Consider the following 26,093-nt stretch of genomic DNA (forward strand, 5'->3'; position numbering starts at 1 on the left):
CGCCGTCGCGCTTCGGGCCGGTGGTGTGACAGGCTGGGGGGCTCAGGCCGCTTCGAGCAGCTGCAGGCGCTTCTGGTTGGCCTGGGCCAGCGTGGTGGGGTTGTCCCACGTGCCGTCGACATTGAGCGTCGTGGTCAGCGCGTAGACGCCGGTGGGGTACGCCAGGCGCAGCGGATTGTTGACGCTGCTGACGTCGATCACGTCGCCCTCGACGTAGTCGCCGTAGGCGATGAAGTACTCGGGGTGCGGCGAGAAGGTCAGGTTCTGGTTGGGGCGCGCCTGCACCGCATACACGGTGCTGCCCGACATGGTCACGCCGACGGCGGCTTGCGACTTGAGCGGGATGCTCTTGGTCTCGGCCAGGTAGTAACGGTCCTTGTCCGCGCCCGCGGCCGGGTCGATGAACTGGTAGGCGCCGTTGTAGTCGAGCGTGATCTTGTTCAGCCCGTTGTGCGGAATGTAGAGCTCGGTCGCGGCGAACTGGATGCCGGGCTTCAGTTCGCCCGTTTCGGCCCACGAGAAGCCGGTTTCGACGGACCACTCGAACTTGACGCGCGCGGTCGTGCTCGGGTTCGAGTACTTGGCGAACCAGGCGAGCGACAGGGCGTTCGGCGACCAACTCGTGGGGTCGTTTTGGAACACCATGAAAAATGCCGAATGGCTTGCACGGTTGTTGACGGTGATCGAATAAGTCTTGCCCATGACGCTCTCCAGAAGAAGTGGTTGGTTGAACAGTTCGCGCCACGGTGGCTGCGAACTGGAACCGACTCTAGGGAGCCGTCGCCCTCAACGGAATTACAGGCAATTACACCCACCGCAGTCTGCGGAATGCGCAGCCGCTCAGCCCTGCGCGCCGCCCTGGATGAGAAACGGAAAACTGCCGAAGCGCACGTCGCCGCGCCGCCGCTCGACCAGTTGCGCATCGGCCGGCTGCGCGGGCAGCGCATTGAGGATCTGGTGCTTCGCGCGAAAGATCTGGATGTTCACGTACGAGGGCTCCACGCCGAGCATGCGCGAGAGCTCGTCCAGCGCGATCCAGCCCTGGCTCTGCGGCGCCAGGCCGCGTTGCGCGTCCTGCGAACGCACGCGCGCGAGGGTCACGAGCGTGTAGTGGTGGATGCGTTCGCCGAGCGAGACCGACTTGCCGCCCGTTACCAGGTTCAGGCTCGTGTGCTCCTCGTTCTGGCTCACGTTGAAGTGCAACGCCACGTCCACGGGCTGCGACGATGCCGTCGCGATCGTGTTCACCGCGGTCGATTCCAGGTCGTCGCACAGCACGAACTCCCACGTGCTGCCGGCGGTGCGGACCATCGCGCCATCGGCCAGGCGATCGATGCCGTCGATGTGCTCGTGCACCCATTGGCCTTCGTGGAAATAGACGTTCGCCTCGGGCTGGTTCGCATCCGGCAGCAGGTTCTCGCGCAGGCTCAACGGCAGCGGCGTGCCATGCCCTTCGCCTGGAAAAAGACAGGTGACCGGCGGCGCGAGATCCTCGGCGATCCACACCGATTCCTCGCCCAGGCCGAGGCGCACTTCGGCGCCTGGCGGCAGCACGGTCCAGCGGCCGTTCGGCAGGCGCTCGCCATTCAGCGTGGTGCCGTTGCGGCTCTGGTCGACGATCTCCCAGGCCTGCCGGTTCCACCGGGCCAGCGCGTGGATCTGCGAGATATCCGGCGCCTGCAGCACCGTCTGGCAGGCCGAGGGGCGGCGGCCGAACGCGTGCAGCGGGCGCAGCACGGTGCCGCGTTGATCGAGCTTGTTCCTGAAGACGGCCATCGTTGCTTTTTTCCTTCTGCCTTGCGTCAGACGTAGAGCGCCTGCGGATTGAGGTCGCTCTCCTGCAAAGGCGCGCTGCGCCATCCCATGGCGACCGGCACGCGGTACAGGCGCGGGTTGCCCAGTTCGGGCCAGATGTGGCACAGGCCCGGCACGACCACCTTCACGGTGCACAGCGGGATGTCGGGCCGCGTGTGGTCGAGCACCACGGTCTCCATGCCGAGGGCCGAGGCGATGCCTACGCAGCGGGCGATCTCCTGCGCGATGTCTGCTTCTGCGGCACAGGCGGCCGGACGCATCGGCGTTGCGTCGCCTGGCATGAGAAAACGTGGCGCGCCGTTCGCATCGTCCGAATGCGGAACGACGAACTTCTTTTCAGCCGCGATCAACTGGCTCATTTCCGTGAGCGCGCGTTCGCAAGCCAGCACGGGATTCGGACTGCAGCCGAAGCCGATGGCCCAGTCGCCGGTCGTTCGGTGGCGGCCGATGGCGGCCACCACCGGAATGCCGAAGTCGTGGGTGATGTCGAGCATCCAGTAGTGCCACGACGGCCCGAGGCCGCGTGCGACCCGCGCGAGGCTCTCGGCGGACAGGATGCCGAGGTCGATGGCCGGCCGTTGAATCCGCCCGTACCACCAGATGGCCGCGGCATCGCGCTCCACAAGTTCGAGGAAGCCTTGAAGAATGGCCTCCTCGCGCGTGTTGCCGGCGGCGCAGCCGTTCGATGTCCATACCGCGTGACGTTGGCTCTGCGCAGGTGCGTTGGCGTAGCAGAAGGACAGTGGGAGGTAACAACGTTCGTTCGATGTCAGCGACCACGCCGGTGCCCACCAGGCGGTGTCGTTCGCCGAAGCGGCCTGCAGGGCGACCGCGTGCGGCGGCCTCTTCCCCTCCTCGCGCTGACGTTCGCTGAAGCGCGCGAGCTCGTGCGCCGGGATGCAACGCGCATCCAGCGCCGATGCCGCCGCGATGACAAAGGCTTCATCGCCCTGATGGAAAGCGGCATACCGCTCGATCGCCTCGCACATCGCGCTCGCACGCGACTGCTCGGTAGACATGCCCTTGCCGAGGCACACCTGCGCCAGCGCGTTCGCGGGAGAAGTGCCGTGCGCGGCCGGCGTCCTGAAGATCTCGCTGCGGTAGACCGTCAACGCGTCTTCCACTTCGTCGCCCAGCGGCACGACTCGTGCGATGACGCCGCACAGCGGATCGACGTGCGAGGCCAGGCGCGCGACCGTGGCCGACGCAGGCATCGTGCGCCAGCCGCCGTCGGGCCGCGCGCTGGCAAGACAAGGCGCGAGCGTGACCGGCTCGCGCTGCAGCCGTGCCATGAGCCCGGCGTCTCCGCAGTGCGGACATTGGGGCCGCGCCACGACGGTATGCGGCTGCAGAGGGTCGAGCGTCCACAATTGCTGACTGCGCTGCGCGACGGTGCCCCTCGCCAACGCAAGCAAGTCCTTCAACCGTGCCTCGATGAGTTCGCGGTCAGCGCGCACCGGCACGCCGATGGCTTCGCCGCCATGCCGGGCTTGCCACCAGGCCCGTGCAGGCTGGTTCCGCAGCAGGCGGTGCGCGAGGCAATGCCAGCATGCCGTCGCTTCGTGCGGCGCGAACAACGGCCCGACCATCGCCTGCTCTCCGCTCGGCTTGACCAGCAGCCAGGGCCTTTTGTCTGCCCACTGCTTTGCGTCGATCTGCCCGAGCCTGGGATCGAGGTAGTCGTCGCAGAACACGATCGTCAACGCACCGCCGCTTGCCACCTCATGCCACCAGCGCAAGGCAGCCTCTTCATCCACCGCCTTCGACAGCACGACGACATCCGCCTGCTCATTCAATCGCACACGCGCGCCCGGCGACGAGAAGTCCGGAACGACGTACCGCGCCGCGCCATCACCGCGCACCGGCCTCACGAGGCCCTGCCGCACCAGCGCCTCCAGCGCATGCAGCATTTCCGCCAGCAGCGCGGGCGGCCCCTCGGTGCGGCAGTGCGAAGCCAGGCTCACGCCTTCGCGCAGCACGCGTTCGACGGCCAGCACACCCGGCGAGCCGACTGAGAGCAGTTCGGTCTCGCTCAGCAGCAGCAGTCCGTCCGGCTGCACCAGCGGCGGCAGGTATCTGTCATGCCATCGGAAGACGTCGGTGAAGAGGTCCATCGGCGGCGGGCTACGCGTCATGCGGCGATCCCAATGCGAAGCGGGCGACCGTATAGGGCCATTGGCCGCTCGTCGCCTGGAAGGCGGTCTCGAAGAGCCGGTGCTGTTCGGAGAACTGCGCATAGAGGTGGTCTTCGGAGCGCACGCGGATCGACGGATGGATGGCCGCGACACGTGCCGAATCCTCGAACCCCGACACCACCGGCAGGTGCATGCCGCCCACCTGCACGGGCATGCGCGCGAGGATCGGGTGGACGTAGTCCAGCACGAGCGCACACGTCGCCGAACGCCCGTCGCACCATTCGGCCATGCGATGCAGCATGACTTCCAGCGGCGCCTGCGGCAGATAGGGGCACACGCCCTCCAGCATCAGCAGCACGGGACGATCGCCGTGCAACGCCACCGCGTCGAGCCACGCGGGGTCCAGCACCGAGCATGCGAGATTGCGCTCCTGTTCGGCGGGCGCCACATGCGCTTCACGCAGCCGGACGGCATCGGGCAGGTCGACGTTGAGCCAGTCGACGCCACTGTGCCCGCCCAATCGACTGCGGCGCGTGCACAGCCCCGCGCCCAGCGTGACGCCGATGCCGTGCGGATGCGCCGTGAAGAACTCCGCCGCGAAGCGATCGATCAGCGCGGCCCGCGAGACCACGCCCCGCACGAACGCCGCATCCCCCGCATACGCTGCAAGGTCGAGCGCCATCGCCGCGGCGATGCGCTCCGCTTCGGGATCGGAGAACACCGACCCCGCGGCATCGTGGGTCGCACCGCTCGCACCACTCGCACTGGCGCGCGCGGCCAGCGTCAGCAGCAGCGTCGCCGTGGCGCCTTGCAGCGCGGTCTTCGGCTCAGCAGGTGAACGGATAGGCACTGCCCGTGTTGTTGTAGGCGGTGAGCGCGATCGCGCGCATGCCCTCTTCCACCGGCGGCTGCGGGTAGTTGAGCTGGATGGCGTTCTTGATCAGCGCCCCGTCGCTCCCCTTCAGGTTCCACGCGCCGCGCTTGGCATCCCAGGTGAGTTGCGGGTTGGTGGCCATGCGGATCTCGAAGTTGAACGGGTTGTTGTAGCCCAGCCATTGGCTCAGCACCGGGGCCTTGTCGGTGCCCGGCGCGCGCGTGAGCTCGGCCAGGAACTCCGGCGACTTCCAGGCGAGCGCGATGGCGCGCAGCACCACGCCGCCGAAGGCCAGCAGCGAATCCGCGCCGCCGCCCGGAATACCCAGGCCCGTGGGCAAGGCGCCCTGCACCGGTCCGGGCGGCGCGGGCGGCGGGTCGAACGCGGCCGCCGAGCCCATGAAGTTGGGGAACACCTGGTAGTAGGCCGCGAGCGCCTCGGGCGCGAGCGCCGCCGGCGCCTCCGGCAGCACGATGACGAAGGCGTCGTCGGGGCCGATCCAGCCGGCCGTGAGCATCGGCTTCCACTCGGCCCACATCGCGGGGTTGCTGTCCACGTGCAGGCTGATGTCCAGCTGCGGCCAGAGCGTCGGCAGGCCGAAGTCGCGGTGCAGCAGGGGCTGGATGTCTTGCTGGTCGAGCAGTTCGCGGCGGTACGCATCGTCCTGCCACGATCGCGCGATGGCCCTGAGGTAGGCGAGGCGGAATTCGAGCAACGGCTCGGCACTTTGGCGCTGGGTCATGATGACTTCTTCCTTGTTCAAGAAAATTGCGCAGGCGGTCGCTTGCGCGGGGACAACTCCGGCCGCATCGCGGCCAGATCCTTCATGCGGTCGCGAGCCTCGTCGCTCACGGGCGCGAGCGCCTGCAGTGCGGTGAGCGCGTCGAATTCGGTGCGGTGCTTGCCGCCCTCGCGCGCCAGCGCCGCGGCATGCGAAAGGCTCTGGACCGCCGCCGCGCGGTCGCCGCCCGCGCCCAGCAGGTAGCGGGCTTTCTTCAGGTGCAGCTCGGCGCTGTAGAGCCCCTCGTTGAGCTGCGCCACCAGCTGCAGGCAGTCGTCGATGCGCGCGATCGCCTCGACCCACCGCTGGTGGCTTGCGAGCGTTTCGGCGGCGAAGGCGCGGTAGTAGGTCTGGCAGTAGCGGCACCCCATGTTCCACAGCGCCTGCACGGTGCCGTCGGCCTGCGCGATGTCCGCAAGGTCGCCGGTCGACCAGCAGCGGATGATGTCCGCATAGCCCTGGAACGCCGGCAGGCCGTAGCGCGCGGTGATGTCCAGCAGCTCGGTCGTGCTCGCGAGCGCGGCGGCCCGGTCGCCGCGCGCCTGGTGGCCCAGGCTCTGGTAGAGCAGCGCCATGCTCAGCGACGGAATGTGCGACATCTCGCGCGCCCACTGCACGGCCTGCGCGGCATCGGCGCGCGCTGCCTCGTCGTGGCCGGCGAACCAGCGCACCAGCGAGCGCCCGGTGGTCGCCCACACGCGCGTGTCGAAACCGAATTCGGCCGCATGGTGCGCATGCGCCTCGGGGCTGTAGCAGTCGATGGCGTCCGTGAGCGCCACCTCGGCCACGGCGAAGCGGCCGTCGGAATAGTGCGCCAGGCCCAGGTAGGTCTGCGCGGCGACGTACACGCCCTTGTCCTCCTGCTGCCGCGCATGGCCCAGCAGCCGGTGGCTCAGCCGCCGCACCTCGTCGCGGTTGCTCGCGACATGGTGGAAGGTGATCATGGTCCACAGGTGCTGCACCTGCTTCTCGCGTGCCACCGTGTCGTTCAGCAGCTCCTGCGAGAGCGCGATGCGGTCCACCACCTGCGCGTGGGCCCAGCCGTGCTTGTTCATCATCGCCTGCGTGACGTAGCTGTTCACGTCGAGCCGGGCCTCGCGCTGCGCGTTGCCGTCCAGCCGCGCGACCCAGCCGTCGATGTGCTGCGCATAGGCGATGGTCTCGTCGTTGAGCGAGCGGTGCTGCGTGAGGCGAAGCTGCCGCACCGCGAGCGCGACCGCCTGCGCGTGATCGCCCGCGTCGGCCCAGTGCTGCGCGACGCCGCCCGGCTCGCTGGCCACGCGCTGCGGGTAGCGGCGCATCAGCGTCTGCGCCACGCGCTCGTGCTGCTGCCGGCGCTGCGCGACCAGCATGCATTCGTAGGCGGTGTCGCGGATCAGTGCATGCCGGAAGATGAAGGCGCCGCTCTCCGCGGCGGACGGCTCGGCCGGCATGACCAGGCCGGCCTCGCGCAGGGCCCGCAATTCCCAGTCCACCGCCTCGCGGCTCCTGCCCGAGCAGGCGGACAGCAATTCCGCATCGAACTGCCGCCCGACGGTGGCGGCCAGCTGGAGCAGGCTCTTGGCCGCGCCGAGCCGGTCGAAGCGGCTGACCAGAGAATCGCGCAGCGTGACGGGAATGGCCGCCGGCTGCACCGCGTCCTTGAAGACCCAGGTGCCGTCGGCTTCCACCAGGTAGCTGTCCAGCAGCATGCGCGCCATTTCTTCGACGAAGAGCGGCACGCCGTCGGTGCGCGCGACGATGTTGCGGATCACCGCGGCATCGACCGTCCTCGGCGCGAGCACCTGGCGGGCCAGTTGCGTGGCCTGCGCGTCGTCGAGCCTTCGCACCTCGATGCATTCGGCTTCCAGGGCCGGCGGCTTGGTCCACTCGGGCCGCGCGGTCAGCACGAGCAGCACGCGCCGGTCCACGAGTTGCGCAACAAGGCTCTCGAGAAATTCGATGCTCGTCGGATCGGCCCAATGCACGTCTTCGACCACCAGCAGGAGCGGCGCCGATGCGGCCATGTGCAGCAGCCATTGCGCGGTCGATTGCAGCAGCAGCGCCTTCTGCATCGCGGGCGACATCTGGCTCGCCTCGTGCGCGCCCAGCGGCAGCGACAACCACGCGCAGAAGATCGGGACCACGGACTGGGCATCGCAACCGGCGGCATGCAACGCCTCTTGCAGGCGATCGCGGCGGCTGTCCGGCGACGCACCTGGCACTGCATCGAGTTGCTGGCGCAGCAGCGAGAGAAACGGCGTCAGCGCGTTGTTCTGGTGTTCGGGCTGGCACTGCGCACCCACGGACCTTCGGCCTTCTTGCGCCACGTGCTCGCGCAGCACGTCGACGAGGCAGGACTTGCCGATGCCCGGCTCGCCGCGAATCCACACCGCGCGCCCCTGGCCCTGGCAGGCCTCCGCCCATTGGGTGCGCAGCAGTTCGAGTTCCGGGTCGCGCCCGATGCAGCGGTGGCCCAACGCGCCCGCAACGGCGATGGGCGGCGAGAACGACGGCTTCTGCGGATTGAGCCTGAAGGTCTGGATGCCGGCCGATTGCCCCGGCAGGCTCACGCTGCCGGCCGCATCGAAATGCGCGTGGCGCGACAGCAGGCGGTAGCTGCTCTCGCTGGCCAGCAGCGTTCCCATGTCGGCCACGCCTTCCAGGCGCATCGCCACGCTCACCGCGTGGCCCGAGGGAATCTCGCCCGCGGCCACCACGGCCATGCCGGTGTGCATGCCCATGCGGATGCCCAGGTGCGCACCGTGCGCCTGGCGGATGGCCTCGGCCCGGCTGTGGCCGAGGGCCGTGAGTTCCAGCGCCGTCATGCTGGCCTGCCGCGCGTCGGTGTCGCTTGCGTGCGGGTAACCGAAGAGCACGATCATCCGGTCGCCCAGCGTGCCCGCCAGCAGGCCGCCGCGCCGCGTGGCCACGTCGGAGAAACGGCCGAGCTCCTCGCGCTGCAGGAGCTCGAGTTTTTCGATGTCCGACGGCGGCACGGTGCCTTCGACGTCTTCGCTGTCTTCACCCTCCCCCGCATCGGGCCACACCGCGACGCTGCAGCACAGCACCGTCAACTGCCGTTTCTCGGAGAAGGCCCGCGGCGACGCCACGGTGCGCGTGAGCGGATCGTCGTGCAGCTGTTGCTGTTGCTGCTGCGCGGACCGCAGTGCGCCCACGAGGTTGTCGAGCCTGAGCCGCCCGAGTTCGGCCAGCAGCGTGGCCGCCGAGCCGCAGCGCTCGTCGGCCTTCTTCTTGAGCGCTTGCCGCAGCAGCGCGGCCACGGGATGCCCGGCGATCTCCGCCGGCAGCGGCACTTCCAGCGGACTGAGCTGCTGGTGAAAGATCTCGGCTGTCGATTCGCCGCGCACGGCGGGTGAACCCGTCAGGCATTCGAGGAACATCAACCCCCAGGCATAGAGGTCCGAGCGCACGCTGGGCGGCTCGCCGCGCAGTTGCTCGGGCGCGGTGTACGAGGGCGTGCCCAGGCACTCCTCGGCCATCGTGAGCGTTGGAAACTGAAGGCCCCTGTGCAGCGGGATCACGGTGCTGATGCCGAAGTCCAGCACCTTCGCATGCGGCATTGCGCCGGTGAAGGTGACCATCACGTTGTCGGGCTTCAAGTCGCGGTGCACGATGCCGGCGCGGTGCGCGCAGTCCAGCGCATCGAGCACCTCGGCCATGAGATGGCCGGTCTCCGTCGCGGTCAGCGAGCCTCTGCGCCGCACCAGGCTGCGCAGCGTTTCGCCAGGCACGTATTCGAAGACGCCGTACACGCAGTCGCCCTCTTCGCCCTTGTCGAGCAACTGCACGATATGCGGGTGGTGCAATGCTGCGCAGAGCTTGGTCTCGCGGTGAAAGCGTGCGACGCGCTGCTTGCCGTCCTCGACCTTCACCACCTTCACGGCAACGACGGTGCCCGTGCGGCGCTGCATGGCGCGATAGACCGTGCCATAGCCGCCCGCGCCCAGCACGTCCAACAGGTCGTAGCCGGGAATGTGCTGTGCGACCGACTCGCTTGCGTCGCCGCGGCCAATGACGGCGTCCTGCATTTCAGCCCCCATCTTCTTGTTGATCGGCAAACGCCATCCGACGGGCGCCGCAACAAGGATTGCCACGCAACACCATCGTTTGAAACACGATTTGTTACTGTAGCTGACGGGGTGATTTTTTCGATCGAAAAATCTTTAAAAGAAGCCGCCGCGCAAGGGCTCTGGCGGTCTTTCTATTACGTGTGTGACCGCTATTACGCTGAAAGAATTCGCGCGTGCGGCCGCTGCGTTCAGGCGAAATCGGTCGACGGTTTTTCCCAGAGATTCACGCCGCCTTCCACCGCGTATTTGTCGATCTCCGCAAGCTCTTCGGCACTCAACGGCGCGTGGCGCAGTGCTGCGACGTTGTCGACGATCTGCTCGGGCCGGCTCGCGCCGATGAGCGCGGAACTCACGCGCGGATCGCGCAGCGTCCACGTCAGCGCGAGCTGCGCGAGGCTCTGTCCGCGGCGCTGGGCGATCTCGTTGAGCGCGCGTGCGCGTTCCACGTTGTCATGAGACAGGTGCTCCTGCTTGAGCGAACCGCCGCCCGGACGGTTGATGCGCGCATCGACCGGAATGCCCTTCAGGTACTTGTCGGTGAGCAACCCTTGCGCGAGCGGCGTGAAGGCGATCACGCCCGCGCCGAGTTCGCCGGTGGCATCGAGCAGGTCCTTCTCGATCCAGCGGTTGAACAGGTTGTAGGCCGGCTGATGGATGAGCAGCGGCACCTTCCACTCGCGCAGCAGCGCAGCGATCTCGCGCGTCTTGCCCGCGGAGTACGACGAGATGCCGATGTACAGCGCCTTGCCCTGTTGCACGGCCTGCGCGAGTGCAGAGGCGGTTTCTTCCAGCGGCGTGTGCGGATCGAAGCGGTGCGAATAGAAGATGTCGACGTAGTCCACGCCCAGGCGCTTCAGGCTCTGGTCGAGGCTCGCTAGCACGTATTTGCGGGAGCCGCCGCCCTGGCCATACGGGCCGGGCCACATGTCCCAGCCGGCCTTGCTGGAGATGATGAGTTCGTCGCGGTAGGCCTTGAAGTCCTCGCGCAGCAGGCGGCCGAAATTGGTCTCCGCGCTGCCATATGGCGGGCCGTAGTTGTTGGCCAGGTCGAAATGGTTGATGCCCAGGTCGAACGCGGTGTGCAAGAGCTTGCGCTGCACGTCGATGGGCGTGCTGTCGCCGAAGTTGTGCCAGAGCCCGAGCGAGATGGCGGGCAGCACGAGCCCGCTGCGCCCGACGCGGCGATAGGGAATGGCGTCGTAGCGCTCGGCGGCGGCAAGGTAGGTCATGGCGTGAGCAGAAGAGTGGGAAGGGAGCGACATGATGCCCGCGTGTTTGCGCATATGCATGCGCGGTTTTCTTCGTTGGTGACGCGCGCAGGGCTTTCTAGGATCGTCGCTTCCCAACCAGCCCCACCGCTCCCGTACCGGAGCGCGCCGTCATGCCCATCGAGACGCTCTCCGAGACGCCCTCTTCCATTCCTTCGCGCCGCGTGGCGCTCAAGGCGCTTGCATCTCTCGCATCCGTCACGGCCATCGGCAGCCTGGCCCTGGCGGGCTGCTCGCGGGAAGACAAGGCGGCAGCGGCCAGCGGCCCGGCCGTGGTGAAGAAGACCGGCGACAAGGTCGCCTTCAAGTACCCCAACAACCCGTCGTTCGACCTCATCTACCTGGCCGACGAGCTCGGCTACTTCGAGGGCACCAACACCCACCCCGAGTACGTCGGCAAGATCGCCGCGCCGCAGATCATTCCGCTCGTGGGCACGGGCGAGATCGACTTCGGCAGCCGCATGGTGCCACTGGTGATCTCGGCCATCGCGTCGGGCGCGGACCTCAAGGTGGTGGCCGCGGGCGGCAAGACGCTGCAGGAAGCGCCGCACATGAAGTACTTCGTCCGCAAGGACTCGGGCATCCGCAATCCGAAGGACCTCGAAGGCAAGACCATCGGCTTCAACAGCTTCGGCGCCTGCGCCGAGTTCGTGACCAAGAAGTACCTGCGCCAGCACGACGTGGATGTGACGAAGATCAACTTCGTCGTCATTCCCGACGAGCAGGCCGAGCAGACGCTGGTGACGGGCAACACCGATCTCGCGATCATCCATGCGCCCTTCTCGGGCCGCGCGGACAACGCCGAGTCGCTGGTGCGCCTGTGGAGCGACTTCGACCTCGATGGCGGCCTGGGCGGCATGGCGCCCTACAGCGCGCACGGCCAGTTCATCCGCCAGCACCCCGAGGCGGTGCGCGACGTGGTCGCCGCGCTCGCCAAGGCCGGCAACTGGGTCAACGCCAACACCGAGGAAGCGCGCAAGCTCGTGGCCAAGCGCATCAACATGGACCTGAAGAACGTCGACCGCTATGCCTACGTCGACGACCTGGTGGTGACCGAGCCGCCGATCCAGTACTACATCGACATCCTGCAGTCCGAGGGCAAGCTCGCCGCGGGCAAGGTGGCGGTGAAGGACGTGTACACCAACGAATTCAATCCCTTCGCGCAGCCGGCCGCGAAGTCCTGAACCGCACACGCGCCATGAGCCTCAAGATCTCGGCCCGCGACGTGCGGATGGACTACGCCGCGCGCGGCGCGAGCGAGCGCGTGCGGGTGCTCGATGGCTTCGACCTCGATGTGCGCGAGGGCGAATTCCTCTCGGTGCTCGGCCCCTCGGGCTGCGGCAAGTCGACGTTCCTGGGCATCCTGGCGGGGCTCACCGAGCGCACCGGCGGACGCATCGCCATCAACGGGCAGCCGCTCGCGGGCATCAACCGCAACCAGGGCGTGGTGTTCCAGGGCTATGCGCTCTTTCCGTGGCTCTCGGTGCTCGACAACATCGCGGTCGGGCTCGAGATACGCGGCATCGGCAAGGCCGAGCGCCGCCGCACCGCGCACGAATACCTGGAGCTCGTTGGCCTGCACGGCTTTGCCGACCGCTACCCGCACGAGATCTCGGGCGGCATGAAGCAGCGCGTGGCCATCGCGCGCTCGCTGGCCTACAAGCCCGACGTGCTGCTGATGGACGAGCCCTTCGCCGCGCTCGATGCGCAGACGCGCGAGATCCTGCAGGGCGAGCTGCTGCGCATCTGGGAGCAGTACCGCAAGACCATCGTCTTCATCACGCACAGCCTGGAGGAAGCGGTGTACCTCTCGGACCGCGTGGCGGTGATGACGCAGCGGCCGGGCCGCATCAAGGACATCATCGACATCCCGCTCGCGCGCCCGCGCTCGGCGGAGATTCGCCATTCGACCGAATTCGCCGCGCTGCGCCAGCGTGCGTGGGAGGTGCTCAAGGATGAAGTGCAGGCCGGGCTGAAGCCGCGGTCGCTGGAAGGTGTGGTGTCATGAGCGCCGTGCTCGACGCGCCCGCAGCGCGCACGCCCCACCGCTTCGTCAAGCTCGCGCGCAGCTTCGCCCGCGTGGCCGAACGCGGCATCGGCATCGCGGTCTTCCTGGCGCTGTGGGAGGCGCTGCCGCGCCTGGGCATCGTGAGCGACGCCTACCTGAGCCCGCCCTCCGCCGTCATCGCCAGCATCGCGCAGCTCGTGGATACCGGCCAGCTCTGGAAGCACCTGGCCGCGAGCCTGCAGCGCTCGCTGTGGGGCCTGCTGCTCGCAAGCTTCTTCGGCGTGGTGCTAGGTTTGCTGATCGGCAGCTCGAAGCGGCTGGCGGCCATCGTCGATCCGGTGCTGCAGCTCTTCAGGCAGACCTCGGCCTTCGCGCTGTTTCCGGTGTTCATCCTGTTCCTGGGCATCGGCGAGCTGTCGAAGGTGGCGATCATCTTCTGGGCGTCGTTCTGGCCCGTGCTGCTGAGCACCGTGAGCGGCGTCAAGCAAGTGGATCGCCTGCTCGTCAACTCGGCGCTGTCGATGGGCGCCTCGCAGCGCTTCATCTTCTTCAAGGTGGTGCTGCCGGCCTCGCTGCCGTCGATCTTCACCGGCGTGCGGCTCGCGGGGGCCTACAGCATCACCGCGCTGGTCGCGGCCGAGATGATCGGCGCGCACTCGGGCCTGGGCTTTCTCACGCTCAATTCGCAAGAGACCTTCCAGATCCCGACGATGTACGCCGGCATCCTGCTGCTGGCCGTGCTCGGGCTGCTGCTCAACTACCTGCTCGCCTTGCTGGAGCGGCGGCTGCTGCGCTGGCGCAAGGGGCTGAGCCTCGATGACTGAGCGCAAGCTGGCGGCGGCAGGCGCGGCGCTCATTGCGGCCGTGGCGCTCGCGGGCATCGGCGGCGCCTGGGCCTTCGCGACGCCCTCGCTGTCGAGCCTGCCGAAAGGCCCGGTGCTCGCCCGCGCCATCGAACGCGGCAAGCTCGTCGTCGGCGTGCGTCGCTATCCACGTCCCGCCCCGCCCGAGGCGCCGACGCCGCCCGAGCCCGATGGCTTCGACGCCACGCTGGCCCGGCAGGTGGCGCAGTCGCTCGGGGTGCCGCTGGAACTGGTCGGCCTCGATGCGGCCGCGCAGGAAGCCGCGCTGCGCGAAGGCCGCATCGACCTGCTGGTCGCCGGCGTGCCCGCGCAGACTGCGCAGGACATCGCCGCCGCACCCGGCAGCTACGACATCGGCCGCGGCCTCGTGGTCGCGCTGCGCCGCGGCAAGGTGCAGGCGGCGTCCGCGCTGCGCGGTGCCACGGTATGCGTCGGCGAAGGCTCGGGCTATGCGGGCGCGGTGTCGCAACGCTATGGGGCCGAGCCGCGCAGCTATCCGTCGTCCGTGCATGCGGCATCGGCCTTCATGGCCGGTGAATGCGCCGCGCTCGCCGAGGACGGCGAGGTGCTGGAGCGGCTCATGCAGAACGAGGAATGGCGCTTCTACAAGCCGCTGGCGAGCGACCTGCGTCCGCCAGCGGATGCAGCCATCCGCTTGCCGGAGGGCGATAGCGTGTCACGCGATTACCTGGCCGCGGCGCTGCGGCAATGGCGCGCCGATGGCACGCTGAGCAAGGCGCGCGGTGCGCGGGCGGGCAACCTGCAGTTCGAGATCACGCTGCTCAAGGATGGGTTTGTCTGCCACTCCTAGACTGAGGGCCGCCGATGTCCAGGCTCCGCATGACGGCAGAATGGCCGCCATGGACGAACTCATCGGTCTTCTTTTCGCCATCCTGCTCTGGCGCGTCTTGCTTGCCGCGCTGTTCGGTTTCGCAATCGGCATGGCGCTGGCGCAGGTCTTCCCCGGGTTCGGCGCAGGCGCCGTCGCCACAGTCACGCTGCTCGCGCTGTTCGGCGGTGTCATGTGGCATGCATCGGCGATCGCCGCGGCCGCGCCGGCGGACGCGCCCAAGGCCGAGCAGCAGCCGATATCGCGGCCCATCGCTTTTCTCGGCATCGCGCTCGTCGGCCTTCTGGTCGGCGGCGTGTACGACTACCTGCTCTCGTCGGGCCCGATCGCGCTCTCGGTCCTGGTCGTCTCGTCGATCATGCTGGTTTCGGTGGGTGGAGCGATCACGAAAACGCCTGTCTATCTCAAGGACCTGCTGTTCATGGTCGCAGCCTTGGTCGCGGGCTTCGTGGTGCCGTGGGCCATCGCCACGCTTCTGGGCTGAGCCCTACTTCTGCGCCGCCTTGGCTTCCCGAGCGGCCGAACTCTCCAGCCCTTCCTTCGGCAGCCACAACGCCAGCGCCACCACGCCCAGGCTCACGACCAGCATCATCAGGAACGTGAGGTGCAGCGAACTGCCCAGCGCGAGGCGGATGCCCGCATCGCCCGCGACGGAGCCGTGCACGCCCTGCAGCAGCAGGCGCAGTTCGTCGTCGGTGAACATCATGCTGCCGTCGCCGCGCGTCAGGCCGAGGTTGAAGACCGCGCCGAAGAACGCCGCGCCCAGTGCGCTCCCCAGGTTGCGCGAGAACACGTTCGACGCCGTGGCGATGCCGCGCTGCGAGAGCTCCACGCCCTCCTGGATCAGGATCAGCGAACTCAGGCTCATCACGCCCATGCCCAGGCCGATGATGAACGAGCCGATGGCCGGCAGCACCGGCGAGCTGCCGGCACCGAGCAGCGCGAAGGTCGCGGTGCCCACCGGAATCAGCGCGGCGCCCACGACCACCATGCGCCACAGCCCGATGCGGTGGAAGGTACGCGAGGTCAGCGTCGCGCCGATGGGCCAGCCCAGCATCACCATCGTGAGCGTGAGGCCGGCCGTGACCGACGAGCGCTCCAGCACCACCTGCACGTACATCGGCAGGAACGTGGTGATGCCGATCAGCACCATGCCGGCGAGCATCGCCGCGCCGTTGACCGTGGCGATCATCCGGGCGCCCCAGAGCTTGAGCGACACCATCGGGTCGGCCGCGCGGCGCTCCTGCGCGATGAAGAGCGCGAGCGTGACCACGAAGAGCCCCGCCCATGCGAGCGCGACGCCCGAGTTGCCGACGCCGAACTCGGTCAGCGCGATCATCAGCGACGCGATGCCGACGGTGAACAGCACCGCACCCACCATGTCGATGGACGAGCGGCGCACCGTCGGCGCCTCGTGCAGGAAGAACCAGAAACCCGCCGCCGCGGCCAGGCCGATGGGCACGTTGACCCAGAAGATCCAGGCCCACGACAGCTTCTGCACGATGAGCGCGCCGATCATCGGCCCGACCACCGCCGAAACGGCCCACACGCTCGCGAGGTAGCCCTGCACCTTGCCGCGTTCGCGCACCGGGTAGAGGTCGCCGACGATGGTGAGCGACACCGGCTGGATGGCGCCCGCGCCGATGCCCTGGATGAGCCGGAAGCAGATCATGGCCGGCATCGACCACGAGAAGCCCGCCAGCACCGAGCCGATGATGAAGATCGCGATGCCCACGAACATGATGGGCTTGCGGCCGTACAGATCGGAGAGCTTGCCGAACACCACGGTCATCGCGGTCTGCGCGAGCAGGAACGAGGCGAAGACCCAGCTGTAGAGATGCAGCCCGCCGAGTTCGGAGGCGATCTGCGGCATGACGGTGGAGACGATGGTGGCTTCGATGGCGACCATGGCCATGGAGGCCATGATCGATGCGATGACCAGGGGGCGGTTTGTAGTTTTGGTGCTGGCGCTCATGGGGTGTGTCGGGCCTGAAGCTGCCCCGGACGGAGGTGTCCGGCAAGCTGAGGTGAGGTGGCGGGGCCGCGAGGCGTCGATGCTATCGGGGCGCGCGGATCCGTGCTGGCGCTCGGGCACTCGCGCTGTCTTGTTCGCGCGATCGAACGGGCTTGCGATATCGCCTTGTCGCCAGAGGATTCGATCCGGGCGCAACAACATCGAGGCCGGCTTTCGCGGCCCCGCGTAGCGCGCCGGCTCAGCCCGCGTTCAGCGCCGAAGTGCCGTCGTAGATGTAGCGGCGCGACCAGGGCAGCGTCTTCGCCGCGCGGCCGGCCTTGCGTCCCACGATCTGGTAGATCGCCACGTCGTCGTTCTCGAAGGCATAGGCGCAGCCCGCGAGGTACACGCGCCAGATGCGGAATTTCTCCTCGTCGACCATCGTGTGCAGCTTCTCGCTGTTGGCTTCGTAGCTGTCGCTCCAGTAGCGCAAGGTCTGCGCATAGTGGCGGCGCAGGTTCTCGATGTCGAAGGCTTCGAGCCCGCCCTGCTGCATGGCCTGCAGCGCGAGGCTGATGTGCGGCAGCTCGCCGTTGGGGAACACGTAGCGGTCGATGAAGTCGCCGCCGCCGTAAGAGACGCCACCGCCCTCGGGGTCGGACGAGGTGATGCCGTGGTTCATCACCACGCCGTCGTCGGCCAGGAGTTCCTGCACCCGCTTGAAGTACGCGGGCAGGTTCTTGCGGCCCACGTGCTCGAACATGCCCACGCTGGTGATGCGGTCGAACTGGCCGGTCACGTCGCGGTAGTCCTGCAGGCGGATCTCGATGCGGTCTGCCAGGCCCGCGGCCTTCACGCGCTCGTTGGCCAGGTCGAACTGGTTCTGCGAGAGCGTCACGCCCACGCAGCGCGCGCCGAACTTCTGCGCGGCGCGGATCACCAGTGCGCCCCAGCCGCAGCCGATGTCCAGCAGCGTCTGGCCTGGCCGGAGGTCGATCTTGGTGAGGATGTGGTCGATCTTCTTCAACTGCGCGGTGGCGAGGTCTTCGTCGCCGTTCTCGAAGTAGGCGCACGAATAGACCATGTTCGGGTCCAGCCACTGCTGGTAGAACGCGTTGGAAACGTCGTAGTGGTACTGGATGGATTTCTTGTCCGACGACTTGGTGTGCGTGAAATAGCGCGCCATGTTCTGTAGCGCCCCGCCCTGCCTGTCGATCGAGGTCTTCGCCAGGCCGTAGGCGATGTCGATCACGTCGCTGAGCTTGCCCTCGATGTCGATCTTGCTCTTGACGTAGGCCTCGCCCAGGTTGTCCAGCGTGGGCTGCAGCATCAGCGACAGCGCGGCGGGTGTCTTGACGTGCAGCGTGACCGAGGGTCCGCTGAAGTTGCCGAAGTCGTACGACTGGCCGTCCCACAAGGTCAGGCGCGCCGGCAGGTTGGCGCGGTCGCGAACGGCGGCGCTCCACTGCGCCAGCTTTTTTTCCCAAAGCATGCATCTCTCCGTGTTGTTAGGTTCACCCGGCGCCAGTGCGCCGGGGTGCTGCAGCGAGCAAAACAATAACGAAAAAATTTGAAACCTGCATGGTCGTGACGACGCAAGAAATCGCAGCAAGTGCTACAAGGCGCCGCCGTCTTTCGCAGGCGCCGCGCCGGCCTGCGGGGCATCGGTCGCCTCGATGAAGATGCGCTTGATCGTCGGGAAACGCGCGCGCACCTGCGTCTCGATGGCGGCAACGGCCTCGCCCGCCTCGCCCGTGGAAATGTCGTCCCTGAAGTTGACGTCCACGATCACCAGCGCCTCGTCGGCGCCGATGTACATCGACAGCACATGCCCCACGTCTTCGACGCTGGGCTGCGCCATCGCGAGCTCGCGGATGGCGCGCGCCGTCTCGGGCCGGATGCCCTCGCCGATCAGCAGGCCCCGCGCCTGCGCGATGAGCAGCACCGCCACGCCCGCCAGCAGCACGCCGATGACCACCGAGGCCACGCCGTCGAGCGCCGGCATGTCCAGCGCGTGGCTCAAGTAGATGCCGAGCCCGGCCACCACGAGGCCCACCAGCGCGGCGGAATCCTCGGCCAGCACGGTGTAGGTGGTCGGGTCCTTGCTGCGGTCCAGCGCCTGCCAGAACGGCGTGCCGTTGGCCTGCGCGCGGAACTGCCTGAGCGCAATGAGAAAGCTCGTGCCCTCGAACACGAAGGCAGCCGCGAGCACGACGTAGTTCCACGTGGGGTCGCGCATCGGCTCGGGCGCGCGGATGTGCTGGATGCCTTCGTAGAACGACACGCCGCCGCCCAGCCCGAAGATCAGCACCGCCACGATCAGGCTCCAGAAATAGAGCTCCTTGCCGTGGCCGAACGGATGCTCGGGCGTCGCGGGCCGCTTGCTCAGCTTCAGGCCCACGAGCAGCAGCACGCCGTTGAAGGTGTCGACCGCCGAGTGGATGCCCTCGGACAGCATCGCCGAGCTGCCGGTGATGCCCGCCACGATGAACTTGGTGATGGCGATCGCCACGTTGGCGCCGATGGCGCCGTAGATCGCAACCTTGGATTCGGCCATCCGGCTCAGGCCGCCTAGGCCGCTTCCATCGACGCCGCGCCCATCGCGTCGTTGCCGGCCTCCGAGAGCCAGCGCTGCTTGTCGCGCAGCGGCGGCGCACCGAACATGCGGCCGTATTCGCGCGCGAACTGCGAGGGGCTTTCGTAGCCCACGCTGTGCGCGGCGCTCGCCACGTCGGTGCCGGTCATCAGCATCTGGCGGCGCGCTTCCTGCAGGCGCAACTGCTTTTGGTACTGCAGCGGGCTCATCGCGGTCACGGCCTTGAAGTGATGGTGGAACGACGACACGCTCATGTGCACCGCGCGCGCCATGTCCTCCACCCGCAGCGACTGCGCATAGTTCACGCGCAGCGCGCTGATGGCCTTGGCGATGCGCTGGGTGTGGCTGTCCTGCAGCGCGATCTGGCGCAGCCGCGCGCCCTCGCCGTTCACCAGCAGGCGGTACATGATCTCGCGCTTGATGAGGGGCGCCATGATCGGCACGTCCTCCGGCGTCTCGACCAGCCGCAGCAACCGAAGCACCGGCTCCAGCACCGGCATCGCGATGCGGTTGACGTACATGCCGCGCGAAGCCGGCGCGTTGGCCTTGGCGGGCAGCTTCTCGTCGCCGATGAGCTCGCCGATTTCGTCGAGCGCCAGCTCCAGCCGCACGCCCAGGTACGGCTCGTTCTCGCACGTGAGGCGCACCTGGCCGCACACGGGCAGGTCCACCGAGGTGACGAGGTAGTGCATCGGGTCGTACACATAGATGTCGTCGCCCACGATGATTCGCTTGGAGCCCTGCGCGATCAGCCCGAGCGCGGGCGTCGCGAAGGCGTGCTTGGGGCCGTCGGGCTTGCTGATGCAGAACACCTGCAGTCCGGCCACCGGCGTTTCCACCGTGCCGTCGCGCCCGCCGGTGATGCGGTTGATGAGCGCCACCAGTTCCTTCCTGGCTTCGTCGAGTTCGGGCTCCAGCGGCATCGGCTGGGCCAGGGCTCCAGCGATTTCGGCAGCGATTTCGGGTGTTTCGTCGGACATGTAGGGGGCCTTGTCGCGGTGAAGGTCACGGTGGCGGGCACCGTGGAGGATCGGGTGGTTTACAGCTTAGCGCCGCTCCCATGAATCTGCACGCCCCGGGAAGGAGGTCTGGAGAAATAGGCAAAGACTTTGCAGGAACGCGCTCGCCGCGCCGGGGGCCGCGGGCGGATACTTTTTGCCAGTGCCTCACCCGGCATCTCCCCACACCCTCCCACAACACAAAGGACCTCTCCATGCAGTACCGCAAATTCGGCCGCACCGGCCTCCTGGTTTCCGAACTCTGCCTCGGCACGATGACCTTCGGCGGCGCCTCGGGCATCTGGAGCCAGATCGGCGACCTCCAGCAGGCTGAGGCCGAAGGCCTGGTCGGGCGCGCCATCGACGCCGGCATCAACTTCATCGACACGGCCGACGTGTACTCCGAAGGCCAGTCGGAAGTCATCACCGGCCAGGCGCTCAAGAACCTGAAGATCCCGCGCGATAGCGTGGTGGTGGCCACCAAGGTGCTCGGCGAAACCGGCAGCAAGGGCCCCAACTCCAGCGGCGCCTCGCGCTTTCACATCATGGACGGCGTGAAGGCGAGCCTGAAGCGCCTGCAGCTGGACCACATCGACCTCTACCAGATCCACGGCTTCGATCCGCTCACGCCCATCGAGGAAACGGTGCATGCGCTCGATAACCTCGTGCAGCAGGGCCACGTGCGCTACGTGGGCGTGTCGAACTGGGCGGCCTGGCAGATCGCCAAGGCGCTGGGCATCGCCGAGCGCGACCGGATCGCGCGCTTCGAGTCGCTGCAGGCCTACTACACCATCGCCGGGCGCGACCTGGAGCGCGAGCTGGTGCCGATGCTGCGCAGCGAAAACGTCGGCCTCATGGTCTGGAGCCCGTTGGCCGGTGGCCTCTTGAGCGGCAAGGTCGACCGCCATACCGAGACCGAAAAGGGCACCCGCCGCGCCAGCTTCGACTTCCCGCCGGTGAACCGCGACCGCGCCTACGACTGCATCGATGCGATGCGCGTGCTGGCCGAGGCCCGCAAGGTGTCGGTGGCGCAGATCGCGCTGGCATGGCTGCTGCACCAGCCGGTGGTGACCAGCGTGATCATCGGCGCCAAGCGCGTCGAGCAGCTGGACGACAACATCGCGGCCACGGCCATCGAGTTGTCAGCCGACGAGCTGGCCACGCTCGACAAGGTGAGCGCGCTGCCGGCCGAGTACCCGGGCTGGATGCTGGAGCGCCAACGCGCGAACCGCGACAAGCACCTGGCCTGATTGGCTCATACCAGGTTGCTTCGAAAAGATAAATCCGTTCACGCTGAGCTTGTCGAAGCGCCGCGCGAGGCTTCGACAGGCTCAGCCCGAACGGCTTTGGCAAATCGAACGCAATTCCTATCAGGCCAGCGCCAACGCCAGCGCGGCCGAGCGCCGCGCGGCGTGGGCCGCGGTTGCGCGCAGTGCACGCAGGTCGAGGTGCCGCGCGGCGCTGGCCGCATCGGGCGCGGGCAGGTGCGGCACCACGCCGAGCAAGGGCGCGCCGAGCCGGTCGCGCAAGGTTTGTAGATTCGCCTCGGGCGACAGCATCTGCGGCTCGATGACGCTCGCGACCCAGCCGGCCAGCACGAGGTCGCGCGCCCGCACGGCTTCGGCCGTGAGCAGCGCATGGTTCAGGCAACCGAGCCGCAGCCCCACCACGAGGATCACCGGCAGCCCGAGCGCCATGGCCAGGTCGGCGCTGCCCAGGTCGTCGCCGAACGGCACGCAGAACCCGCCCACGCCTTCGACGACCACCGCGTCCGCGCGCTGCGACAGCGCCTCGAAGGCCGACAGCATCGTCGGCAGTTCGATGCGCACGCTCTCTTCCCGCGCCGCGAGGTGCGGCGACATCGGCGCGCGCAGCAGGTACGGACAGCGCAAGGCCAGCGGCGCATCGACATTGCCGGCCGCGCGCAGTTGCTCGACGTCTTCGTTCCGCCACGCACCATTCACCCGTTCCAGGCCCGCGGCCACCGGCTTCATGCCGACCGCGCGCAGGCCCGAGGCGGCCAGCAGGCTGAGCATCGCGCTGCTGACCAGCGTCTTGCCGACGCCCGTGTCGGTGCCCGTGACGAACCAGCGGCGCTGCGTCATGCGGCCTCCTTCCACGGCTGCGCCAAGGCGTCGCCCAGCGCATCGACCAGCCGCGCCACGTCGGCCTCGCTGTGGCTGGCCGACAGCGCGATCCGCAGGCGCGCGGTGCCGGCCGGCACGGTCGGCGGACGGATCGCGCCGACGCGCAAACCGCGGGCATCGAGCTGCGCCATCGTCCGCATCGCGCGCGCGTTGTCGCCGAGGATCAGCGGCTGGATCGCGGTGGGCGAATCGGGCAGCCAGGCGCTGCCGTCCGGCGGAAGGACCGCGTTCAGGCCCCGGCGCAGTTGGGCGATGCGCGCCTTCAATCGCGCGCGGCGCTCGTCACCCTCCCCGCCTTCGATCAGCGAAAGGCTCGCGAGCAGCGCATGCGCGATGGCCGGCGGCGCGGCCGTGGTGAAGATGTACGGCCGCGCCCGCTGCACGAGGTAATCGATGACGGTGCGGTGCGCCGCCACGAACGCGCCCGACACCCCGGCCGCCTTGCCGAGCGTGCCGATGAGCACCAGCCGCTCCGAGCGCAGCGCCATCGCCTGCAGCACGCCCCGGCCCGTCGCGCCCAGCACGCCGAAGCCGTGGGCGTCGTCCAGCACCAGCCACGCATCGTGGCGCTCCGCGAGCGCGAGCAGTTCGGCCACGGGCGCGATGTTGCCGTCCATGCTGAAGACCGCATCGCTCACGATCAGCTTGACCGGCGCGTCGCAGGCGCCCAGCTGCGCATCGAGCGCGGCCGCGTCGCAATGCGGATAGCGCGCCACGCGCGCCTTGGCCAGCCGCGCGCCGTCGATGAGCGAGGCGTGATTGAGCGATTCGGAAAAGATCACCGCCTCCGCGCCGCCGAGCGCCGACAGCACCGCGAGGTTGGCCATGTAGCCCGTGCAGAAGAAAAGGCTGCGCGCCTCGGGGATGAATGGCGCCATCCAGCCGGCCAGCCGCTCCTCGAGCTCGGCGTGCGCGCGCGAATGGCCCAGGATCAGGTGCGAGCCGCCGCTGCCCGTGCCGTAGCGCGCCGCGCCTTCGGCGAGCGCCGCGGCCAGCGCCGGATGCGCGGCCAGGCCCAGGTAGTCGTTGCTGCTGAAGCCGAGCATGGTGCGCGGCGCGGTCGCGCCGGCCAGCGTCAGCGACTGCTCGGGTGCGCAGGCGGTCTCGGCGATCTGCCGCCGGCGGCGCAGCGCCTGCGTATCGAGCGCGGTGATCTCGTCCTGCAGGCGTTCAAGCAAGCGCAACATCGCGGCCTCCTGCTTCGGCGTGCTCTGGCGAGGACACCGCCTGGAGCGTGGCCAGCGTGCCATCGACCAGCCGGTCGATCTCGTCGTCGCCGATCACGTAGGGCGGCATGAGGTAGACGGTCGAACCGATGGGGCGCATCAGCAGCCCGTTCGCACGCGCTGCGAGGTGAAAGCGCTCCGCGAACCGGGCACCGGGCTCGCGCACGTCGAAGGCCGTGATCATTCCGCGCTGGCGCAGGTGGTCGACGGGCATGCGGCGCAGCCCTTCGCGCAGCCGGCCGATCAATCGCTCGGCGCGGCCACGATTGCGGCGCAATGCATCCTCGCGCTCGAACAGGTCGAGCGTCGCGAGCGCCGCGCAGCAGGCCAGCGCGTTGCCGGTGTACGAATGCGAATGCAGGAAGCTGCGCGCCACGTCGTCGTCCACGAAGCCTTCGTAGATCGCATCGCGCGTCATCACCAGCGCAAGCGGCAGGTAGCCGCCGCTGATGCCTTTGGAGAGACACAGGAAATCGGGCCAGATGCCGGCCTGCTCGCAGGCGAAGAAGCTGCCGGTGCGGCCGCATCCCACCGCAATTTCATCGGCGATGAGGTGCACCTCGTAGCGGTCGCAGAGGGCACGCACGAGGCGCAGGTAGTCGGGGTCATGCATCGCCATGCCGGTGGCGCATTGCACGAGCGGCTCGACGATCACGGCCGCGATGGATGCATGGCTTTCGGCCAGCAGCGCTTCGAGTTCCGCGGCGGCACGCCGCGCCACGGCGCTGGCATCCTCGCCCGCCAACGCGGCTCGCGCATCCGGCGACGCCACGAGGTGCGCGTTCGCGAGCAGCGGCGCATAGGCATCGCGGAACACGGGCACGTCGGTCACATGCAGCGCGCCCAGCGTTTCGCCGTGGTAACCGTGTCGCAGCGCGACGAAGTGCTGCTTGCCGCTGCGTCCCGCGTTGCGCCATGCGTGAAAGCTCATCTTCAGCGCGATCTCCACGGCTGAGGCGCCATCGGAGGCATAGAAGCAATGGCCCAGTTCATGACCGGTCAGCGCGGCAAGCCGCTCGGCCAGTTCGACGGCCGGTGCGTGCGTGCAGCCCGCGAGCATCACGTGCGAGAGCGTGTCGAGCTGGTCCTTCAGCGCCGCGTTGATGGCCGGGTGCGCGTGGCCGAAAAGGTTGACCCACCACGAGCTCGTCGCGTCGAGGTAGCGGCGGCCGTCATGGTCGATGAGCCAGACGCCCTCGCCCCGCGCGATCGGCAACGGCGGCACCGCTTCGAGGCGGATGCTCTGCGTGCACGGATGCCACACGTGGCGCCGGCTGCGCTGCTGCCAGTTGGTGTTGGCGGAGGGGGAAAAAGCAGTCGATGGCGGCATCCGCGCATTCCTTTGTGGGAGCAAGGCGCGGGATCGTATCGACGCTTTGCAGGCACGACAAACCGCCTCGGCGCTGGCAGATTGCCGCGTGCTTGGACGACGATGGACGGCGTAGCAATCGCGTTGCGAACAAGCTCGCGCAACGCGACAGCATCGAGCCGGAGGGGCCTCGGCGGGCCGGTCGCAAGTTGTCCGGTCAACGCCAAAGATAACTGGCGAATGTCGGAGGGGCGCCAGATATCAGGCACATCGCGCCTCATCGGACACGTGAATGTCCGATTGAGGCAAACCACTTCCCGGCGCTCATCCAGCGCTCTTCTTCACCAGCGCCGTGATGTAGTCGCGCAGCGAAGTCGCCCCGCGCTCGGGCTTCTCGGGCTCTTCCTTGTTGTCCAGCGTGATGCGCGTCATCGCCGCGTACGACCTCGCCGCGGCCTCCGAAAACCCCAGCGACCGGTACGCCTGCTCCCATTGCTCGGGCGGCGTCACCGCCACTTCCACCGGCCGCCCCAGCGCGTCTGCAAAGGCTCGCGCGACATCGGCCGGCGAATAGCGCTCCGGCCCTTCGACGTAGTGCGGCCCCGATGCCTCGGCCGCGCCCAGCATCAGCCGCGCGGCGAACTCGCCCAGGTCGTGCGGCGCCACCATCGGCAGCGTGAAATCGGGCGGGTACATGCTGTGCAGCTTGCCTTCGTTCCGGGCAGTGTCGAGCGAGGCATCCCAGTTGCTCATGTAGTAGGCCGCGCGGAGGGGACTGACCGGCGCCTTGCCGGCCTGCAGCGCCTGCTCCATGTCGTACAGCACCCCGAGGTCGCCGATGCCGTTGCCCGGCTGTGCGCCGTAGGCCGATTCGCAGACGATCTTCTCGAGCTTGCAACCCTCCAGCGCGTCCACGATGGCGTACAGGCTCCTGCGCTCTTCGGCGACCGTGTCGGTCGACGGGGGCGCCGGCGGGTTGAGCACGAAGAGCCGGTGCCCGCGCGCGATCACGCGGTGCAGCGCGGGCGTGTCGAACACGTCGACCTGCGCCACATGGGCGCCCTTGGTCTTGAGCGGCTCGGCCTTGCTCGCATCGCGCGTGACCACGGTGACGGGCTCGTTGCGCGCGAGCAGCGCCTGCGCCAGCGACGAGCCGACATGGCCCGTGGCGCCGAGGATGATGTGCATCGCCATCT

The 26,093-nt window shown here is 68.3% G+C and carries 21 protein-coding genes; 6 read left to right on the forward strand and 15 right to left on the reverse strand.

Annotation, left to right across the window (positions count from 1 at the left end; genetic code table 11):
* Positions 1-42: 42 nt before the first annotated feature.
* The 7 genes from JC881_RS01340 to mgrA all read right to left on the reverse strand — a co-directional run bounded on the left by JC881_RS01340 (position 43) and on the right by mgrA (position 10,907).
* A complete protein-coding gene (locus JC881_RS01340; RefSeq protein WP_198783918.1) occupies positions 43-702 on the reverse strand; it encodes a hypothetical protein in 660 nt (219 codons plus the stop codon).
* A gap of 138 nt (positions 703-840) precedes the next feature.
* Positions 841-1,776, reverse strand: coding sequence for an FHA domain-containing protein (locus JC881_RS01345; RefSeq protein ID WP_198783919.1), 936 nt, complete (start codon positions 1,774-1,776; stop codon positions 841-843).
* A 26-nt stretch (positions 1,777-1,802) separates the two neighbouring features.
* Positions 1,803-3,950, reverse strand: a complete 2,148-nt coding sequence (locus tag JC881_RS01350) for a TOMM precursor leader peptide-binding protein (protein ID WP_198783920.1) — start codon at positions 3,948-3,950, stop codon at positions 1,803-1,805.
* A complete protein-coding gene (locus tag JC881_RS01355; RefSeq protein WP_332875172.1) occupies positions 3,940-4,800 on the reverse strand; it encodes a class I SAM-dependent methyltransferase in 861 nt (286 codons plus the stop codon). The genes JC881_RS01350 and JC881_RS01355 overlap by 11 nt, the downstream gene beginning before the upstream one ends.
* Positions 4,778-5,566, reverse strand: a complete 789-nt coding sequence (locus tag JC881_RS01360) for a BMA_0021/BMA_0022 family TOMM bacteriocin (protein ID WP_233101478.1) — start codon at positions 5,564-5,566, stop codon at positions 4,778-4,780. Before JC881_RS01360 ends, JC881_RS01355 begins: the two co-directional genes overlap by 23 nt.
* Before the next feature lie 17 nt (positions 5,567-5,583).
* Entirely contained in the window at positions 5,584-9,702 is a 4,119-nt protein-coding gene (locus JC881_RS01365) for a TOMM system kinase/cyclase fusion protein (protein ID WP_332875173.1), read from the reverse strand.
* A 164-nt stretch (positions 9,703-9,866) separates the two neighbouring features.
* Positions 9,867-10,907: an L-glyceraldehyde 3-phosphate reductase gene (gene mgrA, locus JC881_RS01370; RefSeq protein WP_198783921.1), complete on the reverse strand. Its 1,041-nt coding sequence runs from the start codon at positions 10,905-10,907 to the stop codon at positions 9,867-9,869.
* Between the two features lie 152 nt (positions 10,908-11,059).
* On the opposite strand from mgrA, the gene JC881_RS01375 reads away from it, so the two are divergent.
* From JC881_RS01375 to JC881_RS01395, 5 genes are read left to right on the forward strand one after another with little or no spacing between them, the layout of a single operon-like run.
* Positions 11,060-12,130: an ABC transporter substrate-binding protein gene (locus tag JC881_RS01375; protein WP_198783922.1), complete on the forward strand. Its 1,071-nt coding sequence runs from the start codon at positions 11,060-11,062 to the stop codon at positions 12,128-12,130.
* Positions 12,131-12,144: 14 nt separating this feature from the next.
* Complete coding sequence (locus tag JC881_RS01380) at positions 12,145-12,954, forward strand: ABC transporter ATP-binding protein (RefSeq protein WP_198783923.1); 810 nt, start codon at positions 12,145-12,147, stop codon at positions 12,952-12,954.
* Positions 12,951-13,778 (forward strand): ABC transporter permease, encoded by an 828-nt coding sequence (locus JC881_RS01385; protein WP_198783924.1) that lies wholly within the window; start codon positions 12,951-12,953, stop codon positions 13,776-13,778. The genes JC881_RS01380 and JC881_RS01385 overlap by 4 nt, the downstream gene beginning before the upstream one ends.
* Entirely contained in the window at positions 13,771-14,628 is an 858-nt protein-coding gene (locus tag JC881_RS01390) for a substrate-binding periplasmic protein (protein WP_198783925.1), read from the forward strand. Before JC881_RS01385 ends, JC881_RS01390 begins: the two co-directional genes overlap by 8 nt.
* 49 nt (positions 14,629-14,677) lie before the next feature.
* A complete protein-coding gene (locus JC881_RS01395; protein ID WP_198783926.1) occupies positions 14,678-15,151 on the forward strand; it encodes a hypothetical protein in 474 nt (157 codons plus the stop codon).
* Between the two features lie 3 nt (positions 15,152-15,154).
* Here the strand turns inward: JC881_RS01395 and JC881_RS01400 are convergent, their stop codons facing one another.
* The 4 genes from JC881_RS01400 to JC881_RS01415 all read right to left on the reverse strand — a co-directional run bounded on the left by JC881_RS01400 (position 15,155) and on the right by JC881_RS01415 (position 20,197).
* Positions 15,155-16,642, reverse strand: coding sequence for an MFS transporter (locus JC881_RS01400; protein WP_198783927.1), 1,488 nt, complete (start codon positions 16,640-16,642; stop codon positions 15,155-15,157).
* A gap of 238 nt (positions 16,643-16,880) precedes the next feature.
* Entirely contained in the window at positions 16,881-18,113 is a 1,233-nt protein-coding gene (locus JC881_RS01405; RefSeq protein WP_198783928.1) for an SAM-dependent methyltransferase, read from the reverse strand.
* Positions 18,114-18,236: 123 nt separating this feature from the next.
* The gene (locus JC881_RS01410; protein ID WP_198783929.1) at positions 18,237-19,178 is read right to left on the reverse strand and encodes a cation diffusion facilitator family transporter; all 942 of its coding nucleotides are present in this window, start codon (positions 19,176-19,178) and stop codon (positions 18,237-18,239) included.
* Between the two features lie 14 nt (positions 19,179-19,192).
* Positions 19,193-20,197 (reverse strand): AraC family transcriptional regulator, encoded by a 1,005-nt coding sequence (locus JC881_RS01415; protein WP_198783930.1) that lies wholly within the window; start codon positions 20,195-20,197, stop codon positions 19,193-19,195.
* A gap of 233 nt (positions 20,198-20,430) precedes the next feature.
* Between JC881_RS01415 and JC881_RS01420 the strand changes: the two genes are divergently transcribed.
* The gene (locus tag JC881_RS01420) at positions 20,431-21,465 is read left to right on the forward strand and encodes an aldo/keto reductase (protein WP_198783931.1); all 1,035 of its coding nucleotides are present in this window, start codon (positions 20,431-20,433) and stop codon (positions 21,463-21,465) included.
* A 120-nt stretch (positions 21,466-21,585) separates the two neighbouring features.
* Here JC881_RS01420 and bioD read toward each other — a convergent pair whose 3' ends face one another.
* From bioD to JC881_RS01440, 4 genes are all read right to left on the reverse strand, one after another.
* Positions 21,586-22,320 (reverse strand): dethiobiotin synthase, encoded by a 735-nt coding sequence (bioD, locus tag JC881_RS01425; RefSeq protein ID WP_198783932.1) that lies wholly within the window; start codon positions 22,318-22,320, stop codon positions 21,586-21,588.
* A complete protein-coding gene (bioF, locus tag JC881_RS01430) occupies positions 22,317-23,549 on the reverse strand; it encodes an 8-amino-7-oxononanoate synthase (protein ID WP_198783933.1) in 1,233 nt (410 codons plus the stop codon). Before bioF ends, bioD begins: the two co-directional genes overlap by 4 nt.
* Entirely contained in the window at positions 23,533-24,918 is a 1,386-nt protein-coding gene (locus JC881_RS01435; protein ID WP_198783934.1) for an adenosylmethionine--8-amino-7-oxononanoate transaminase, read from the reverse strand. Before JC881_RS01435 ends, bioF begins: the two co-directional genes overlap by 17 nt.
* Before the next feature lie 303 nt (positions 24,919-25,221).
* The gene (locus JC881_RS01440) at positions 25,222-26,085 is read right to left on the reverse strand and encodes an NmrA family NAD(P)-binding protein (RefSeq protein WP_198783935.1); all 864 of its coding nucleotides are present in this window, start codon (positions 26,083-26,085) and stop codon (positions 25,222-25,224) included.
* Positions 26,086-26,093: the final 8 nt, after the last annotated feature.

Source organism: Variovorax sp. IB41, from assembly GCF_016405905.1.
Classification (GTDB): domain Bacteria; phylum Pseudomonadota; class Gammaproteobacteria; order Burkholderiales; family Burkholderiaceae_C; genus Variovorax.